At 62.9% G+C, this 18,677-nt stretch carries 13 protein-coding genes; 11 read left to right on the forward strand and 2 right to left on the reverse strand.

Annotated features, from left to right (window positions below; genetic code table 11):
* Positions 1–32: 32 nt before the first annotated feature.
* From RhoBH5_RS24195 to RhoBH5_RS24245, 11 genes are all read left to right on the forward strand, one after another.
* Entirely contained in the window at positions 33–1,634 is a 1,602-nt protein-coding gene (locus tag RhoBH5_RS24195; RefSeq protein ID WP_007731373.1) for a PucR family transcriptional regulator, read from the forward strand.
* A gap of 144 nt (positions 1,635–1,778) precedes the next feature.
* On the forward strand, positions 1,779–3,377 hold the full coding sequence (locus RhoBH5_RS24200) for an ABC transporter substrate-binding protein (protein ID WP_007731371.1): 1,599 nt from the start codon (positions 1,779–1,781) through the stop codon (positions 3,375–3,377).
* 227 nt (positions 3,378–3,604) lie between these two features.
* Positions 3,605–5,206, forward strand: a complete 1,602-nt coding sequence (locus RhoBH5_RS24205; RefSeq protein WP_030535172.1) for an ABC transporter substrate-binding protein — start codon at positions 3,605–3,607, stop codon at positions 5,204–5,206.
* A gap of 62 nt (positions 5,207–5,268) precedes the next feature.
* Positions 5,269–6,282, forward strand: coding sequence for an ABC transporter permease (locus RhoBH5_RS24210; RefSeq protein WP_003940249.1), 1,014 nt, complete (start codon positions 5,269–5,271; stop codon positions 6,280–6,282).
* Between the two features lies 1 nt (position 6,283).
* Positions 6,284–8,164, forward strand: coding sequence for a dipeptide/oligopeptide/nickel ABC transporter permease/ATP-binding protein (locus tag RhoBH5_RS24215; protein ID WP_225320135.1), 1,881 nt, complete (start codon positions 6,284–6,286; stop codon positions 8,162–8,164).
* Positions 8,161–8,952 carry an ABC transporter ATP-binding protein gene (locus RhoBH5_RS24220; protein WP_003940215.1) on the forward strand — a complete coding sequence of 264 codons (792 nt, stop codon included), beginning with the start codon at positions 8,161–8,163 and terminating at the stop codon, positions 8,950–8,952. The genes RhoBH5_RS24215 and RhoBH5_RS24220 overlap by 4 nt, the downstream gene beginning before the upstream one ends.
* Positions 8,949–12,308, forward strand: a complete 3,360-nt coding sequence (locus RhoBH5_RS24225) for an alpha/beta fold hydrolase (RefSeq protein WP_270008879.1) — start codon at positions 8,949–8,951, stop codon at positions 12,306–12,308. Before RhoBH5_RS24220 ends, RhoBH5_RS24225 begins: the two co-directional genes overlap by 4 nt.
* Complete coding sequence (locus tag RhoBH5_RS24230; protein ID WP_003939777.1) at positions 12,305–13,468, forward strand: M20/M25/M40 family metallo-hydrolase; 1,164 nt, start codon at positions 12,305–12,307, stop codon at positions 13,466–13,468. The genes RhoBH5_RS24225 and RhoBH5_RS24230 overlap by 4 nt, the downstream gene beginning before the upstream one ends.
* On the forward strand, positions 13,446–14,267 hold the full coding sequence (locus RhoBH5_RS24235) for a GNAT family N-acetyltransferase (protein WP_030535170.1): 822 nt from the start codon (positions 13,446–13,448) through the stop codon (positions 14,265–14,267). The genes RhoBH5_RS24230 and RhoBH5_RS24235 overlap by 23 nt, the downstream gene beginning before the upstream one ends.
* Positions 14,257–15,390: an o-succinylbenzoate synthase gene (menC, locus tag RhoBH5_RS24240; protein ID WP_270008880.1), complete on the forward strand. Its 1,134-nt coding sequence runs from the start codon at positions 14,257–14,259 to the stop codon at positions 15,388–15,390. Before RhoBH5_RS24235 ends, menC begins: the two co-directional genes overlap by 11 nt.
* A 123-nt stretch (positions 15,391–15,513) precedes the next feature.
* Positions 15,514–16,194, forward strand: coding sequence for a 3'-5' exonuclease (locus RhoBH5_RS24245; RefSeq protein ID WP_003940028.1), 681 nt, complete (start codon positions 15,514–15,516; stop codon positions 16,192–16,194).
* A 28-nt stretch (positions 16,195–16,222) separates the two neighbouring features.
* Here RhoBH5_RS24245 and RhoBH5_RS24250 read toward each other — a convergent pair whose 3' ends face one another.
* Positions 16,223–17,650 carry an amidase gene (locus tag RhoBH5_RS24250; RefSeq protein WP_151098208.1) on the reverse strand — a complete coding sequence of 476 codons (1,428 nt, stop codon included), beginning with the start codon at positions 17,648–17,650 and terminating at the stop codon, positions 16,223–16,225.
* A gap of 115 nt (positions 17,651–17,765) precedes the next feature.
* Positions 17,766–18,632, reverse strand: coding sequence for a helix-turn-helix transcriptional regulator (locus RhoBH5_RS24255; RefSeq protein WP_030535167.1), 867 nt, complete (start codon positions 18,630–18,632; stop codon positions 17,766–17,768).
* Positions 18,633–18,677 lie beyond the last annotated feature (45 nt).

An 18,677-nucleotide genomic window follows, 5' to 3' on the forward strand; every position in this document is an offset into this window, starting at 1 on the left:
CTGATCGACCCCGCTCCCCCTAAGGTGTGGTGGTGACCACACCTACGGGAGTATCGATCGTCGACATCGTCGACAGACTGGGAATGACGTTCCTCAGCGGTGGCGACACCGTCGACGGCGCCCGCACTGTCAGCCGCGTGACCCTGCACGAAGGGTCCGAAGCTACCCAGGACAGTGCGGGCGCCGTCGTACTCGGCGCAGGTCTCGCAGGTTCGGCCGATATCGCAACGGCGGTAAGAGAATACGGCTCGGCAGGTGCGGTAGCGCTGATCGTCAAAGAGCCCCTGGACTTCGACGGCCTCGTCGAGAAAGCGGTGGCCGACACCGACGTCGCACTCCTCGGAATGGTCAAGGATGCAAGCTGGCTGCAAAGCGCGTCGTTGATCAACGAGATCCTCGAATCCGGCAACAACGGGGACCGCACGTCGGCCGCCGACGCCGACCTGTTCGATCTTGCCAACTCGATCGCTCAGGTATTGAACGGCCCGGTCACCATCGAGAATCAGTCGAGCCGGATCCTCGCGTTCTCGGCGGATCAAGCCTTCGGCGACGAGGCACGTAAGCAGAGTGTCCTCGGACATCAAGTGCCGCAGCACTATTCCGATCGGCTCAGGTCAATGGGGTATTTCAACAAGATCTACGGCTCTACCCTGCCGGTATTTCTACCGGGTATCGGGCCGGGCATCAGGCCCCGCGTCGGCATGCGAATACATGCGGCATCGCAGATCCTCGGTTCGATCTGGGTGATCTTGGACGAGGAGCCGAACGAATTACAGGTCAAAACGCTCGTCGAGGCAGCGGGCGTGGCCGCCATGAGTTTGCTTCGCGCCAAACTGGCCGCGGATTCGGCACGACGACTGAGGTTGGGCGAGGTGATCACGTTACTGAGTGGCGGCACTTCAGCGAAGGAAGCGGCCGAGCGACTGGGCTACGGCCGTTCGAAAGCAAACGTGCTTGCGGCCGGCTTCCGTAGCGGCGCCGGTGCATCGTTGGAGGCCGAAGCCGACGTCGATCAACTGGCCCTGACACTCAATACCTATCTCGACCAAGTATTTCCGCTGTCGGTGGCGGCAGCGATCGGCGGCACCGTCTACGCCGTAATCCCACACACCCGGCACCAGACCGACGACGACTACGTGCGTCGGATCGCGTCGGAGTTTGCAGACCGTTCCCGTTCGGAAAAGTCGGTGGTCATCGGAATCGGTGCGACAGTGGCCGACGTGATGACGCTGGAGAAGTCACGCGACGAAGCCGACCGAGCGCTTCGCGTTCTGAGGTCGACGTGGAATTCTTCGGGCCGGACCGTCGCGCGCGCCGACGACGTGCAGATCAATTCCCTACTTCTGCGCCTCTCCGACGCCCTGGCGGACGAGAACGAGACCGCATCGGGTCCGCTCGCGGTACTGCGTGAGTACGACCGCAGTCACGACATCAACCTTGTCGACACGCTCCGCGCCTGGCTCGACACGTTCGGCGACATTCCGGCTGCTGCGTCCTTGGTTCACATCCACGTCAACACGTTCCGGTACCGCCTCAAGAAGCTTGCCGGGATTGCCGGCATCGATCTCGATGATCCGGAAACTCGATTCAGCCTGATGCTCCAGCTTCGTCTCTTCCATCCGACAATGTTGTAGCGATCTACCAAGTCTCACGAAACATTCGTAAATCCGGACGATGTTCTCGTTCTTTTGTTGGGTGAAGATTCAAGCAATCGTCTTTTGCTCCTGACCCGACAGACCTCGCGTCACTCGGGCGGGACCACACCTTCCGGAGGCACCATGAAACAACGGTCCTACGCACTACTGGCTGCGGCAACTGGCACCGTTCTTGCCCTGACCGCGTGCTCAACGGGTGGCTCATCGGGTTCGGGTGGGGGTGAACCCGTCACGGACGGCACCTTCAAATTGGCTCTCGTGGCCGACCCCGGCGCTCTGAATCCGCTGATGACCGCCGCTTCGCCGGCGCACCAACTGGCGCGTCTGAGCTACGACTATCTGCTCCATCCGGATCCCGATACCGGCGTAACCAAGCCGTGGCTCGCCGAGAAATGGGAAGAGACAACCACTTCCGCGTCCTTCACCATTCGCGACGGCGTCACCTGTAACGACGGATCCGCTCTGACTGCCCAGACCGTCGCCGACAACGTCAATTTCATCACCAACGCAGCAAACAAATCCGCTCTCCGCGGGGTGTACGCACCGGCAACTGCAACTGCCACCGCCGACCCGGCGACCCGGACCGTAACGGTCACAACTCCGGAACCCTCTCCGTTCCTGCTTCTCAACCTGGCGCGAATACCGATCATGTGCGAGGCCGGGTTGAAGGATCCGACGGCGGCAAACAAGACGACCTTCGGGTCGGGCATGTTCCAGATGACCGAGGCAGTCGCCAACGATCATTACTCCTACGTTCGGCGCGACGGATACAACTGGGGACCGGACGGCACTACCTCCGACACTGCCGGTGTACCCAAGAATGTCGTCGCATCCATCATCACGAACAACAGCACAGCGGCCAACCAGGTGTTGTCCGGTGATCTGAATGCCGCTGCCGTCTCCGGCCCCGATCAGGACCGCATGAACGCCGCGAACTTGGATACCGTCAAGCAGCCTGCTCCAGCGGGCGAGATGTTCTTCAACCACAGTCCCGGCAATCCGACGAGCGATCCTGCCGTACGCAAGGCGCTGGTCCAGGCTCTCAATCTCGACGACCTCGCCGAGATCTTCACCGCCGGCCGCGGAACCCGATCGACCACGATGGTGTCCATCGAACCGCGGGCCTGCATCTACGACTCTGTCGCCGGAAACCTACCGGACTTCGATACCAGTGCGGCCGCAGCAACTCTCGAGTCTGCGGGCTGGAAGGTCGGCGCGGACGGTAAACGCAGCAAGGACGGCACACCGCTCCGAATTCGGATGGTCTACGAGACGTTCGGCGACGCGACCGATGCTGCCGCCGACGTCGCAGTCAACGCGTGGAACGACCTGGGCGCCACCGTTGAACTCACCAGTGGAGACTCGAACAAGATTCTCGATGTCGCACTCAGCGGCAAGGACAACACGGCGTGGGATGTCGCGTGGGAGCCGATCAACGTCGCGCTGCCCAGCATGCTGGTCCCCTTCCTCTCCGGTCCGGTGCCCGCTGCGGGAATGAACTTTGCGTCGATCTCCAACCCGGCCTACGACGCAGCCGTCACCAAGGCTTCCGGGCTGACGGGCGAGGACGCTTGTGCCGCTTGGGCAGACGCTGAGTCCGAGATCATCAAAGCAAACTCGGCGGTACCTTTTGCCGACAAGATCACGACTCTCTACTTCAACAATGCGGGTCTTGCATTCGGCCGCAATTTCATCGGTTCGGCCCTGCGCCTGTACCAGTAGACCGCCGGTAGCGACCGGGGAAATCGTCGTGTTTCGCCGGTCGCTGTCGGTATACGGACAGGTATTCACTGATCCTGACGGTTTTCGTGGGAGCGGACGAAAATCGACCCGATTTTCGTGAGGATCGACAGAGATGCGCGTCACGTCATGCGCCAAGATTTAGCAGTCAACACTCAACCGCGCCCTCACGTTTTTCGCTCGGGCCCCTGCTCCATCACGGAGGCACCATGAAACACCGCTTCTATCCAACACTTGCGGCAGCCGCAGGGCTCACGCTTGTGTTGTCTGCTTGTGGCTCGGGAGGCACGTCCTCGGGCGCCAGTGGCGGTGAACCGGCCACCGACGGGACCTTCCGTTTCGCCCTGCAGGCCGATCCGGGTGCTCTCAACCCGATCATGTCGGCCGCCTCGGCGACCGCCGAGTTGTCGCGTTTGGCGTACGACTACCTGATCTACCAGGATCCCGATACCAGTGAAGTCGGACCGTGGTTGGCGGAGAAGTGGGAGGAGACCCCGACCTCGGCGTCCTTCACCATCCGTGACGGGGTGACCTGTACCGACGGATCGACGCTGACACCGCAGACCGTCGCGGACAACATCAACTTCGTGGCCAACCCGGACAACGGTTCACAGTTGCGCGGGTCCTCCGTGCCGACCGGCGCCACTGCGACTGCCGATCCTGCAACGCGCACTGTCACGGTGACCACTCCGGCGCCGAGCCCGTTCCTTCTTCTCAACGTCGGTCGCCTGCCGATCCTGTGCGAGGCCGGATTGAAAGATCCGACAGCGTCGAACAAGAAGTCGCTCGGCACCGGCATGTTCGAAGTCACCGAAGTTGCCGCCAACGACCACTACACGTTCCAGCGTCGCGAGGGCTACAACTGGGGCCCCGACGGCACGACCTCCGACACCCCGGGCGTCCCCAAGACGGTCGTCGCCGCCATGTCGCCGAACGTGAGCACCGCCGCAAATCAGCTGCTCTCGGGTGAACTCAACGCAGCTCCGATCGCCGGTCCGGACAAGGACCGCGTCGCGGCAGCCAATCTGGACTCCGTCGGTCGGCCACTGCCGGCAGGCCAGATGTACTTCAACCAGATCGCGAGTAATCCCACCAGCGATCCCGCAGTGCGCAAGGCCCTGATCCAAGCGGTCGATCTCGACGACCTCACTCAGGTCATCACCGCCGGACACGGGGTCCGGGCAACCAGCCTCGTCGCCGTCGAACCGCGCGCCTGCGTTTACGACTCTGTCGCAGGCAACATTCCGGACTTCGACCTCACTGCCGCCAAGGCAACACTGGACGGCGCTGGTTGGACCGCCGGCGCTGACGGCAAGCGAAGCAAGGATGGCAAGCCGCTCAATCTCCGTCTCGTGTACGACGGCACCGACGATCCGCGCAACGCGGCGGCCGAACTTGCTCAGTCGGCGTGGTCCGAACTCGGCGCAAACGTCGAGGTGACCGGGGGCGACTCGAACAAGATCATCGACGTCATTCTGAGCGGCAAGGACAACTCTGCCTGGGACATCGCCTGGGTCCAGGTCAACTCCTCGCTGCCCAGCACCTTCACTGCGTACTTTGCCGGGCCGGTTCCCGCAGCAGGCAAGAACTTCGGATCGGTCAGCAACCCCGCCTACGAAGCAGCAGCCACCAAGGCTTCCGGTCTGACCGGTAGCGACGCTTGTGACGCCTGGGCCGACGCCGAGTCGGAGCTCACCAAGACGATCGCGGCCGTGCCCTTCGCAGACTCCGTCATGAACGTGTACTTCAACAAGGCCGGACTCTCATTCGGCAAGTCGCTCAACGGTTCTGCGCTGCGTCTCTACCAGTAGGCCGTCCGCCCACTCTGAAATATCTTCCCGCCCCAGCATCCCGCCCTCCGGAAAGACAGCCCATGAGTCAAACTATTGAAGCCGCGAAACCAGAAGCGGCGCCTCAGGCTCGAGCAAAGTGGCTCGAGTCCGACAGCTGGCCCGCATATCTTCTGCGTCGTTTCGGCACCTTCGTGATTTCACTCTGGGCGCTGGTGACTGCGGCGTTCCTGATGCTCCAACTGATTCCGGGAGACCCGGTTCGGTTGGCACTGGGAATGAACGCACCGGTCGAACTGGTCGAGACAACGAGGTCTCAGCTCGGTTACGACCTTCCCTTGTGGCAGCAGTACTTCCGATTCGTCGGCGGGTTGCTGAGCGGGAATCCCGGTGACTCGATCACCTTGAGGACTCCGGTCTTCGAGGTGATCGCGTCCCGCCTACCGGCAACACTCGAACTGGCTGTACTCACAGTCGTCACGGTGCTGCTAGTGGGCATTCCGATCGGCCTCATCTTCGCTGCACTGACCCGCAACGGTCGACGACGCGGAGTCGAGATCGGTTACACCGCAACGTCGGGCACCATCGCCGTGATCCCCGAGTTCATGTTCGGTACGGCGCTGGTCTACCTCTTTGCCGTCACGTTCCCTGTTCTGCCCGTCGCCGGCCGAGGTGGACCGGAAAGCTACATCCTCCCGGTCGCGGCCATGTCGATCGGTGCCATCGCCTCGATGTCGCGCATCGTCCGTGCAGAGGCGCTCGGCGTGTTGGACATGGACTACATCCGTACGGCGCGCGCCAAGCGAATGCCCGTGGCACGAATCTACTTCCGTCATGCAATGCCCAACCTCATGACGTCGACGCTGACGCTCGCCGGACTCCTCCTGGGTGGTCTGATTGCCGGCACCGTGCTCATCGAGAGCATCTTCGCCTGGCCCGGCATGGGCATGGCGCTGGTCAAGTCCATCACCGAGAAGGACTACCCGCTCGCCCAGACACTGGTCGTGATCTACGGCGCCATCGTCCTTCTCATCAATTTCATCGTCGACGTGGTGCTCGCTCTCATCGACCCACGATCCACAATTCGGGAGAACTGAGTTGAGCACCTCACCTACGGCCCCCACTGCGGCCCCCAAGACGCCCCCGCGACGACACTGGATCGTCGGAACGTTCCGCACCCCATTGGGAATCCTGGCCCTCACCTTCCTGACCGCTCTGATCGCCCTCGTCATCTTCGGACCGATGATCTGGGGTGACGCCGCTGTCGCAGCCAACCCGAAGGCACTCTCTCAGGGACCGAGTTCCGAGCACATCTTCGGCACCGACGCCGGCGGGCGTGACGTCTTCGCCCGCACGATGACCGCCGCGAGACTGTCGGTGCTCATGGCTCTCGGAGCCGTCGCACTCGGTGTCACAATTGGCCTGATACTCGGTACGCTCCCGACGCTCGCTCCCCGCTGGGTCGGACGAATGGTCGTGGCATTCCTCAACTTCGCCATCGCATTCCCCGGACTGCTCCTCGCGATCTTCCTGTTGGTCGTTCTCGGACAGGGTGCTGGCAGCGCGGTGATCGCCATCGGTCTCGCCCTGGCCTCGCCGTTCGCGAGGTTGACGTACGCACTGGCTTCGTCGGTCAACGGACGCGACTTCATCGACGCAGCACGCATCCTCGGGGTTACCAAGCCGGGGCTGCTGTTCCGCCACATTCTCCCCAATATCCGTGAACCACTCATCGTCAATGCCAGCATCGCTGTCGGCAGCGGCCTCGTGGTCTTCGCCGGACTCTCGTTCCTCGGCTTGGGCATTCAGCCGCCTGCATTCGACTGGGGCCGGATGCTCAACGAAGGTCTGTCGAAGATCTTCGTCAACCCGGCCACCGCACTCGCCCCCGGCATCGCCGTCGTGCTCGCCGGCTTGACCTTCACGCTGCTCGGCGAGGCCATTGCTCGCGGCGCGGGAGTTCGCAGCCCGATCAGCAGTCGCCTGCCGAAGTGGAAGCCGATCAACCGGAAAACTGCCCAGGCCGATTCGGCGCCCACCGACGAAGACGCGGTACTGACCGTCCGCAACATGTCCGTCGCAGTCCCCGCGGGTGACGACTGGCGTCGCCCCGTCGACAACATCAGTTTTACAGTTCACCGCGGCGAAACCGTGGGCATCGTCGGTGAATCCGGGTCCGGAAAGTCACTGAGTTGCATGGCAATCGCGCAGCTGACCGACCACCCCACCGTGGTCGACGCCGGGCTCATCGAGTTCGACGGCACCGTGCTGATGAAGGACGGCAAGCGGCCGGACGACGCGGCTTCGCGCAAGGTTGCCCGCCAACTCGGCACACGTATGGCGATGGTGTTCCAGGATCCGATGTCGTCCATGAATCCGTCTCTCAAGGTCGGATACCAGGTCGCCGAGATCGGTTGGCTCCACGAAGGTATGAGCAAGGCCGACGCGAAGAAGGCGGCAGTCGAGCGACTGAACGCCGTCAAGATCCCCGACGCGCCCAGGCGTGCGAAGCAGTACCCCCACGAGTTCTCCGGCGGTATGCGTCAGCGCGCGATGATCGCCATGGGTCTGATGGGTAAGCCCGCTCTGATCATCGCGGACGAACCCACCACTGCGCTCGACGTGACCGTTCAGCGTGAGGTCCTCGGGCTGCTCCACGAGGTTCGCGAAGAAACCGGCGCCGCAATCCTTCTCATCTCGCACGACATGGCCGTCATCACCGGCATGTGCACCCGTGTCCTCGTCATGTTTGCCGGCGAAATCGTCGAAGACATCGCAGTCGACGATCTGATTGCCGGCCGTGCAAAGCATCCGTACACCCGCGCGCTGATCGCCGCGGTCCCCACCATGAGCACCGATCGCGACAAGCCGCTTGCCACCGTCGACGAAGCCTGGCAGGTGGAGAGCCTCGACGCCGAGGAGAGCACCGCCGACATCGAGTTGGAAGAACTGTTGGCTGTTGCAGAGGAGATCCGATGAGCAGACTCGAATTCCGTGACGTCAACGTCCACCTCGGTAGCGGTTCGAAAAAATTCCACGCCGTCAAGAACATCAATCTCGACATCCCCTCCGGATCGGTGGTCGGTCTCGTCGGTGAATCGGGTTCCGGAAAGTCGACACTGGCGCGAGCAACTGTCGGCCTGGCCGAGCCCAGTTCCGGCCAGATCCTTCTCGACGGTGTGGACGTCGCTCACGCCCGCGGCGCGACGGCTCGTCTGCGCCACCGGATCCAGATGGTCTTCCAAGATCCGTACTCGTGCCTCGACCCGCGAATGACCATCGGCCAGTCACTCGCCGAGGCGCTGCGGTCCACCGAGCGTCGTGACAAAGCTCGGCGCAGCCGCGGCGACCGCGCCGCCGAGGTCGCTCGACTCCTCACCACCGTCCAACTGCCGGTGGAGAAGGCGCACGAATACCCATCGTCGTTGTCGGGTGGTCAGCGCCAACGCGTTGCCCTCGCGCGGGCTTTGGCAGCCGCACCGGCAGTTCTGCTTGCCGACGAAATCACCTCCGCTCTGGACGTGTCCGTGCAGGGCGCGGTTCTGAATCTGTTGGTGGATCTGCAGAAGCAGCTTGGTCTGACGGTTCTGTTCGTCAGTCACAACCTGGCGGTGATCCGCTACGTCTGTGACCACGTCGCAGTCATGCTCGGCGGCGAGATCGTCGAGCACGGGCCGGTTCTCGACGTGATCGATTCGCCCAAGGAGCCGTACACGGCAAAGCTGTTGTCCGCGATCCCGACATTCGGGGAGCCGATGTTCCAATGACAACGCCGACCACTCTCGACTCCCCCGCTGCCGTAGCCCGTGCCGAAGAACGTCGTTCGGCGAGAATCCAGGATTACGCGTCCGTGGTTACACCGACCAGCATCGCCGTATCGGCGTCGGGACGCATTGCATACGTACGTACCGAATCGAATCCGGCTGCGGATACCAACGAGCACTCGATCTGGTTGGCTTCCCCGCAACTACAGCTCACCGCGGGACCTGCCGACACCTCGCCGGCTTGGCATCCCGTTTCGACGCTGTTGGTCTTCGTTCGGCCGGATTCCTCGGGCACACCACAACTGTGGAAGGTCGACGCCACCGGGGGTCCGGCAACACAGCTGACCACCACGGCGCAGCTCCCGCTCGGCGCGGGGGCACCGGTGTTCTCTCCTGACGGCGCTCGGATCGCCTTCAGCGCCCCCGTCGACCGCACTGCCGCCGGATCGTCATGCCTCTTGGTGGCGAAGCGCCTCAACTACAAGGTCGACGGATCCGGTGTCCGGGGCAGCGTTCGGGCGCACTTGTTCGAGTTCGATCTGGCCGCCGGCTCGCTTCGGCAGCTGACGGACGGCGATTGGGACGCTTCGCATCCCGCGTACAGTCCCGACGGCACCGAACTGGCTTTCACCGCGGCGATGGACGGCGACGCCGATCTGACGCGGGCGAGTTCCGCCTGGACCGTATCGCTGACTGATCTCGCCTCCGCTCCGCGGATGTTGGGGCACGCACGCGGCATCGCAGGACCACTTGCATGGACACCTGCCGGCGACGCGGTCGTAGCCGTCGGTTGGCACACACCGATCATTCACAACAACGAACTTCTTGTCCTGCACCGCGACCAGCGAGTGGAAGACCGCAGCCTGACGTCCGGACTCGACCGAAACGTCATGCCGGGCGGAACCGGTTATCCCGGTGGCGCACCGAGTTTCACCGCCGACGGCGACATCGTCTTCTGCATCCGCAACCACGGCTCCACCGAACTGCACAAGGTCGATTTCGGATCAGGCTCCGTCTCACCACTTCTCACCGGCGAGCGGACAGTGGTCTCAGGCCTTGCCCTGACGTCCGGGCGAGCCGTCGTCGCGCTGGCAACGGCGACATCCTTCGGCGAGGTCGCCGTCATCGACCTCGAGACTCGTGCAGTCGAAACGGTCACCGAACTGAACACGGAACTGACAACTTCCGTCGCGTTTCCAGTCGCCTCCGAGCGTTGGTTCGACATCAGCGACGGCACCCGTGTTCAGGGTTGGATCCTGCGCGACCCGAACGTCACGGGCGCCGGTCCGCTGGTTCTGGACGTCCACGGCGGACCACACAATGCCTGGACCGGAACGCCGACCGTGATGCACGCATACCACGCGGAACTGGTCGCGCTGGGATTCACGGTCTTGATGATCAATCCGCGCGGAAGTGACGGCTACGGAAACGACTTCTTCGACGGTGTGCGGGACGGCTGGGGTGAGGCGGATCGTGCCGACCTGCTCGAACCGGTCGAAACCCTTGTCGCCGAGGGGATGGCCGATCCGAAGCAACTGGTACTCACGGGCTACAGCTACGGCGGATTCATGACGTGCGCCCTGACGTCCGTCACCGATCGGTTTGCCGTCGCAGTCGCCGGTGGTCTCGTTTGCGACATCGCGAACACGGCCGGCCCCTCAGACGAGGGCATCTTGCTGCAGACGGTCGAATTCGACCCGCAGTCATCTCGGGTACAGGAACTTTCGCCGCTGGGGCGAGTCTCCCAGGTGACGACACCGACGCTGATCCTTCACGGCGGCAGCGACGTCCGTTGCCCGGTCAACCAGGCCGAACAGTGGTTCGGTGGACTGCGTTTGGCCGGCACCCCGACCGAGTTGGTGGTTTTCCCGGACGCGTCACATGCCTTCGTGTTGACGGGTCGGCCGTCCCACCGACTGGAGTACAGCACTCGTCTCGTCGACTGGATCGAACGGCACCTCTCCTCCAAGCCCGCACTGACCACGGTCGATCCCGACTACTGGCAGTACCGACTCGACACCCTGAGTGCGAAGTACGGGGTGCCCGGCGCCTCACTGGGAATTCTGACCACAACCCGCAGCGGATTCTCCCGCACCGTGGTCACGTCTGGTGTCGTCAGTACCCGCACCGGCGTCGCGGCTACGCCCGACACGCTGTTCCAGATGGGTTCGATCAGCAAGGTCTGGACGGCCACCCTGATCATGCAGCTCGTCGAAGAAGGATTGCTGGATCTCGACTCACCTGTCCGGAACATCCTGCCGGACTTCGCAGTTGCCGACGCGGTAGCCACCGAAACGGTCACGACTCGCCACCTGTTGACTCACACCAGTGGCATCGACGGTGACGTTTTCATCGACGGCGGGCGCGGCGACGACTGCGTCGAGCGATACGTCGCATCACTGAAATCAACGGTGCAGCTCTTCGCCCCCGGCACCGATTGGTCGTACTGCAACACCGGCTTCGTGATCGCCGGACGAATCATCGAGGTTCTCCGAGGTAAGAGTTGGGACGCGGTTCTGCGCGAGCGGATCATCGAACCGCTCGGCCTGACCAAAACCACGACCCTGCCTGAGGAGACGGCACTGCACCGCGCTGCAGTCGGGCACGTCGGCGCTGCCGACGACCTCGAGCAGACACCACAATTCCTCATCCCTCGCTCGATGGGCCCCGCCGGTCTCATCAACAGCACCGCCGAGGACCTTCTTCTGTTCGCGCAGGATTCGATGCGCGAGGATCCGATTCTGCTTCAGCGGTCCACCCATCTGGCGATGCTCGAGGAGCGCCGCCAGATCGGTGACGTGTCGTCAGCGGACATCATGGGAACCACGTGGCTGCTGCATAATTGGGGCGGGGTACTGGCTCATGGCCACAATGGCGGAACTCTCGGCCAGCAGTCGTTCTTGCGAGTGGTGCCGTCGTGCGGTCTAGCCGTGGTCCTGATGGCCAACGGTGGAGCAATGGACGCTCTCTCCGGCGATCTTCTGGCTGAAGTAATCGGTTCCATAGGCGGCGTCAGTGTGACACCGGCATTCTCGCCTGGTGACCCCCACACCCGCGTCACGTCCTCACCTGAAGAACTCGATGCGCTGTGCGGCCTGTACCGCGATGCCGCAGCCGATTTCGTCTTGGAAAGGACCGGCGGTTCCCTGACCGCCCGCCGCACCGATCACATCGACCCTTCGGTCACCGCCGAAAGCGCAGAGTCCGTCTCTATCAGCCTGATCGAAGTTCACCCTGGAGTATTCGCGACCCAACTACCTCAATCAGCGGGTTGGATCCGGATCACTTTCTCCGACAACGGGAGTACACAATTGCTACACGTCGGAAGCCGCGCGTATCCGCGAGTGAACAACCGATGACCATTCTCCGCGATCTGGCCGAGCGCCAACTTCCTCAGATCCTCGAGGACGCCATCGCGCTCATCGAAGTCGAGTCGCCGTCACACGATCTCGAAGCTGTTGCCCGCAGCGCGAAGTGGACGTCAGACCTTGTCCACGAACGACTCGGCGTGACACCGGAGTCGATAGTGACGGAAGGCCGTACCCATCTGGTGACCCGTTTCGGCAGCTCACCGACGCGGCTGATGCTGCTCGGTCATCATGACACCGTGTGGCCGATCGGCACCCTGACACGCCTGCCCGCAGCCGTCACCGACGGAGCGCTCCGAGGTCCGGGCGGACTCGACATGAAACTTGGTGTCGTTCAGGCAATCCACGCCCTCGCTATCGTCCGGGAGCTGCACGGCGACGATGCACTCGACGGAATCACACTCCTCGTGACCGGTGACGAAGAAATCGGTTCACCCACGTCGCGGTCCCTCATCGAGGAACTTGCGGCAGGCGCGGTACTGGTTCTCGAGGCCGGCGGTGACGGTGGCGAACTGAAGACTGTCCGCAAGGGAGTGTCGCTGTATCGGATCCATGTTGCCGGTCGCGCCGCCCACGCCGGGCTGGAGCCGGAAAAAGGCATCAACGCTGCAGTAGAACTGGCTCGTCTCGTGATCGCGATCAACGACTTGTCCTCGCCGGCACAGGCAACCACCGTCACCCCGACTGTCATTTCAGCCGGAACCACAACCAACACCGTTCCGGCAGAAGCCTTCGTCGACGTGGACGTGCGCGCAACCAGCGCCGCCGAGCAGGAGCGCGTCGATGCGAATATCCGAGCCCTGCAGGCAATCCACCCCGAAGCCGTAGTCACGGTCTCGGGTGGTGTCAACCGTCCACCTCTCGAAGGGACGATGTCCGCACCGTTGCTGGCGTTGGCGGAACGCGTTGCGCTCGAGCATGATCTGACTCCGCCCGTCGGCCTCGCCGTAGGCGGAGCCTCGGACGGAAACTTCACTGCCGGTATCGGTATCCCCACCCTCGACGGCCTCGGTGGCGTCGGCGGCGGTGCACACGCCGAGACCGAGCATGCGCTCGTGTCCGCAATCGCTCCGAGGACGGCGTTGGTTGCGGGCCTTATTCGTTCGATCACGTCTGAAGGGGGCCCTCGTGTCGAAAAGCAAAGCGGTTGAGTTTCGAGAACTGGTCGATACCCGCGAAATAGCCGATCTATCCGCCGTTTTCGACGAGATCTGGGCTACCAGTCCCGGACCGGCTCATTTCGGCACTGCGATGTTGGTTGCGCTTCACCACGGTGGTCACTACGTGGTGGGAGCCTTTTCCGAAGGCGAAATGATCGGTGGTTGCGTCGGATTCTTCGTCGAGCCTCTCGGCGAGGTTCTGCACTCACACATCGCCGGAGTACTACCGGGACACGCAGGCAAGGGAATCGGCCGCGCCCTCAAGCATCATCAGCGAGACTGGTGCATCGAGCGCGGCGTCAAGACGATCCGGTGGACCTTCGATCCACTGGTCGCACGAAATGCCTATTTCAACATTCAGCGTCTCGGAGCCGAACCGGCCGAATACAACCCGGATTTCTACGGGTCGATGGCAGACGGAATCAATGCAGGCGACGCCAGCGATCGTATGCTCGTCAGTTGGGACCTCGACGTCGGTGGATCTCCGAGTTCTACTGTGGCCGTGAATGATACATTCAAGGTGCTTCAACCCACCGAAGACGGTACGCCTCGAATGCTCCCGATCCCACCCGACTGCGTCGATATCGCAGTCGGAATACCCAGAGACATCGAGCATCTGAGAACAGTCGACCGCGCCTCTGCCTTTGCCTGGCGACACGCGCTTCGCGAGTACCTCGAACCACTGATCGCCTCGAAGGAATGGCAATCGACCGGCTTCGACCCCAGCGGCTATTACATGTTCACGAAAATCTGCGAGACAACCGGAGAAGAGCAAGTCCATGCACATTGAGTCCGTCGAATTGCGCGAACTGCGCATCCCTCTCGTCTCCCCCTTCACCACGTCATTCAGCACCCAGCTCGAGCGCAACACCCTCGTCCTGAAAGTGAGCGGCACCACCGACGGCCCCAACGGTCCGGTGGAGACCGTCGGCTGGGGCGAGTGCGGCTCGCTCAGCGATCCGTACTACAACTCCGAATACACCGCTGGTGCGCGGGCGATGCTTCGCGAGTATCTTGTTCCGACGCTACGTAAGTCGCAGTCGGATCAACCGCTCACCGCCGAGACGGTCGGCAGCGTACTTCACCACATCGTGGGTCACCAGATGTCGAAGTCGGCTATCGAAATGGCAATTCTCGATGCTGAATTGCGCGCTCGCGGACAGTCTTTCGCTCGGCACCTCGGTGCCACTCGCACGCGAGTTCCCTCGGGAGTGTCCGTCGGCATCCAGGACAGCATCCCTCAACTGCTCGAGACCGTCGGCAACTATCTGTCGCAGGGTTACGTGCGAATCAAGCTGAAGATCAAGCCGGGCTGGGACATCGCTCCCGTGGCTGCGGTGCGCAAGGAGTTCGGCTACGACGTTCCTCTGCAGGTCGACGCGAACGCCGCGTACACCCTCGTCGACGCGCAGTTGCTCCGTCGCCTGGACGAATTCGCACTGCTCCTCATCGAACAGCCGCTGGCCGAGGACGATTTGGTGCAGCACGCCAAGCTCGCCCAGTCCCTTTCGACTCCGATCTGCCTCGACGAGTCGGTCGAGTCGGCCAAGGATGCGGCGGATGCCATCACGCTCGGTGCCGCTTCGGTCATCAACATCAAGCCGAGCCGTGTCGGTGGATATCTGGAAGCCAAGCGCATCCACGATCTCGCCTCGGCACACGGTATTGCGGTGTGGTGCGGCGGAATGCTCGAGACCGGAATCGGCCGCGCCGCCAACGCAGCCCTCGCGGCGCTGGACGGATTCACGCTGCCCGGCGACATCTCGGCGTCCGATCGCTTCTACAAGGAAGACATCACCGAACCTTTTGTCATCGAGGACGGCCACATCGCCGTGCCGCAGGGACCGGGCTTCGGTGTGACTCCGCGCGAAGACGTCATGGATCGCTTCACGGTCGGAACCGAGATTCTGTAGGTCCGTCACACAGTTACGCAGCAGCCACCTCCACCTTCACCCCGGAGGTGGCTGTTCGTCGTTTGTGTCGGTAGGGGGGTGCATAGTGATTCGGACATGACGTTCTGCACCGAAAGGCCCCCGATGAGTAGCTGGTCCGATCGCCCGATCTGCGCGTTCGACCTCGAGACCACGGGGCGGGATCCGTCGACCGCTCGTATCGTCAGTGCCTGCGTCGCGGTGATCGACGGTTCGAGTGTCGAAACACGCACGTGGCTACTCGATCCCGGCGTCGACATCCCCGCCGGCGCCTCGGCTGTTCACGGCATCAGCACCGAGTTCGCGGCGCAACACGGCCAGGATTATTCCGAGGGCTACGAAGAGATTCGCGAGGCTCTGCACAATTCCTGGGCGCGCGATCACGCCGTGGTGGCGTTCAATGCCTCCTATGATCTGACGGTCATGCATGCCGAGGGTCTGCGCATCGGCAAGCCTGCATTCGTTCCGGGGTTGGTGATCGATCCGTACGTGATCGATCGGGCGATGGATACGTTCCGCAAGGGCAAGCGAACGCTTGCGGCCGTGTGCGAGCACTACGGAATTTCATTGGAGTCGGCGCACGAAGCCGAGGCCGATGCCAAAGCTGCGGCAGCGTTGGCCCGCGAGTTGGCCGTGCGGTTCCCCGACATCCTGGGGCTCGATCTCATGGTCGATCAAGCCGATTGGCACGCCGAGCGGCAACGCGATTTCGCCGAGTACCTTCTCAGCCAAGGGAGGGACGTGGCAGATGTGAACGGCCAGTGGCCGATTCGCATCATCGCCTGACGTCCTCCCCGGCTCGGACGACCGCGCGCTACGCCGGGACCGGCGGCCACACCGGCGCAATGGACCACGGACGGGCTGTTTCGAGCTGCGACGCAACCTGAATCAGCAGATCTTCACGGCCGAACGCGCCGACCAACTGCACGCCGATCGGAACGCCGGCCGAGTCATGACCCATCGGCAAGGAAATCGCCGGCTGACCTGAACTGTTGAACGGACTGGTCAAGCCGCTGTACCCGGCCGAATGCTCCCAGATCGACATAGGATTCGCCGTATCGAGCAGACCGAGCGGAGCTGCCGGCCGAGCCATCGTCGGAGCCAGCAACAGGTCGTGATCGACAAAGAACGCACCGATCACCTGGGCGGCCCGCTCGAGTTCCTGCAACGCCTTGACGACGTTCGTCGCACTTTCGGACTTCGCGCGGTCGTAGATCATCCGCGCCATCGGCTCGAGGTCGTCGTCGCGGATCGCGCGGTTCAGGGCGTCGAGTCGTTCGTCGACCTCGATCGTCATCGGAATGCCCATCAACACCGACAGCCCGGCAGTGAGCGCATCGAGCGGAAAGTTCGGGGCACTCTCGGTGACATCGTGACCGAGTTCTTCGAGCAGGCCGGCAACACCGGTCGCGACGGCCGAGCACTCCGGGTCCACCGGTGTGCCGTCAGGAAGAGCGTTACTCAGACCGATCCGCAACCGTCCGGGATCGGCACCCACTTCCTCGATGTACGGCCGCTTCGGCGCCAGGATCACGTAAGGATCGCCCACTGTCGGCCCGGCGGACAGATCGAGAAGCAGCGCAGTGTCGCGGACACTTCGGGTGAGCGCGTGATGAACACTCATCGGCGACGAGAAGAGCGTGCGCGCCGGTGCCGTCGGAGTACGTCCTCGGCTCGGCTTGAGGCCTACCAGGCCGCAGGCCGATGCGGGAATACGGATCGATCCACCACCGTCGCTGGCATGCCCGCCTGGCACGATCCCGACGGCAACAGCTACAGCCGTGCCACCCGAAGATCCGCCGGGCGAACGATCAAGGGCGTAAGGGTTACGGGTGGGTCCGAACAGCGCAGGTTCGGTACTCGCGTTCTTGCCGAACTCCGGGGTGTTCGTCTTGCCGATGACAACCAGACCAGCCTGGCGGTAGCGCTCGACGAGCGTCGAATCTTTTTCTGCCACAGCGTCGGCGAACAATCGAGATCCATTGGTGCTCGGCAATCCTGCGACGTCCATGCCGAGGTCTTTGATCACGAACGGGACGCCCTGCAGTGGACCATCCGGCAGGCCGCCTGATACCTCGTTGCGCGCTTCCTCTCGGCGCTCACTGATCACCGCGTTGACTGCCGGGTTGCGCTCGTCGAGCCTGTCCAGACTGAACTCGAGGACTTCCTTGGCGGAGACGTCGCCGCTCTTGATCGCTTCGGCCAGGCCGGTCATGTCGTTGTTGTCGAACAAATCCTGCATCGATGCCCTCATCACTCGTGTCGAACTCTGCCGATAGTGAGGTCCGTCATATCAACCGGAGTGGCGACGCAGTTCCGAAATTCCGCTTGGCGGGACCGCTCAGAGAATCAAGCCCTCACAGAATCAAACCTTGCCGCCGCGCTTCCACGACCGCTTCGTGACGACTGCGGACGTCGAGTTTTCCCATCAGATTCCTCATGTACGTCTTGATCGTTTCGACGCTCAGGGACAACCTCTCGGCGATCTCGGCATTGCGCAGTCCGAGAGCGACGTACCCCATCACCTCCCGCTCGCGTGGCGACAGGACAACGGTGTTCGCGACTGGAGTGTTCGCGGAAGGTTTCGGCGACGCCAACGCCCGCAACTTTGCCTCGACCGCGAGGACCTGCGCGCTGAGAGCCATGTCCTCGAGGTTCGCCGCGATCTCACCGAGCGCCAGGACGCTCTCGGTCAGCCCTTCGGATATCTGGGCATCGCGGTTCGAACCATGTTCCACCGCAGCGGTATCGAGCATCGCCACCCGACGATCCACTTCGTCGCGAATCTCGAATTCGCGGGCCAACGCGTACGACGATCGCATCATCGTCTCTGCGATCACGTCGCCGATCGGCAGGTTGGCACGCAGTCCTCCGTAGATCGCTCCGCGAGTAACCCCGCGTACGACGATCGGGACTGCCATCAAGGATTCAATCGCTTCGGTACCCACTTCATAGTCGTAGTCGTGAGTGATGTGCGACGAGTTCGCGTAGTCCTGGACCGCGCCCGGTCGTTGTTCTGCGATCGCCCGACCGCCGAGTCCGCATTCGGCGTCGATCCGCAGGTTTCGCAGGATGTTGCTGCGCGTGCCGACGTGACCGGTGATGGTCAGCGACCGGTCGCTGACGCAGCCGCCGAACAGAACCGGCAACTCGGTTTTGGGGTGCAGCCGACGCAGTTCGGCGCGCAACGCGTCGTCGTCGCTCGGTCTCAGTACCCTGCTCACTCTCACCTCCACGTACCCAATTCAGAGGGTAGCGGCACCTTTGGC

It is taken from the genome of Rhodococcus sp. BH5 (assembly GCF_027583855.1).
In the GTDB taxonomy this organism is placed as follows: domain Bacteria; phylum Actinomycetota; class Actinomycetes; order Mycobacteriales; family Mycobacteriaceae; genus Rhodococcus_F; species Rhodococcus_F qingshengii.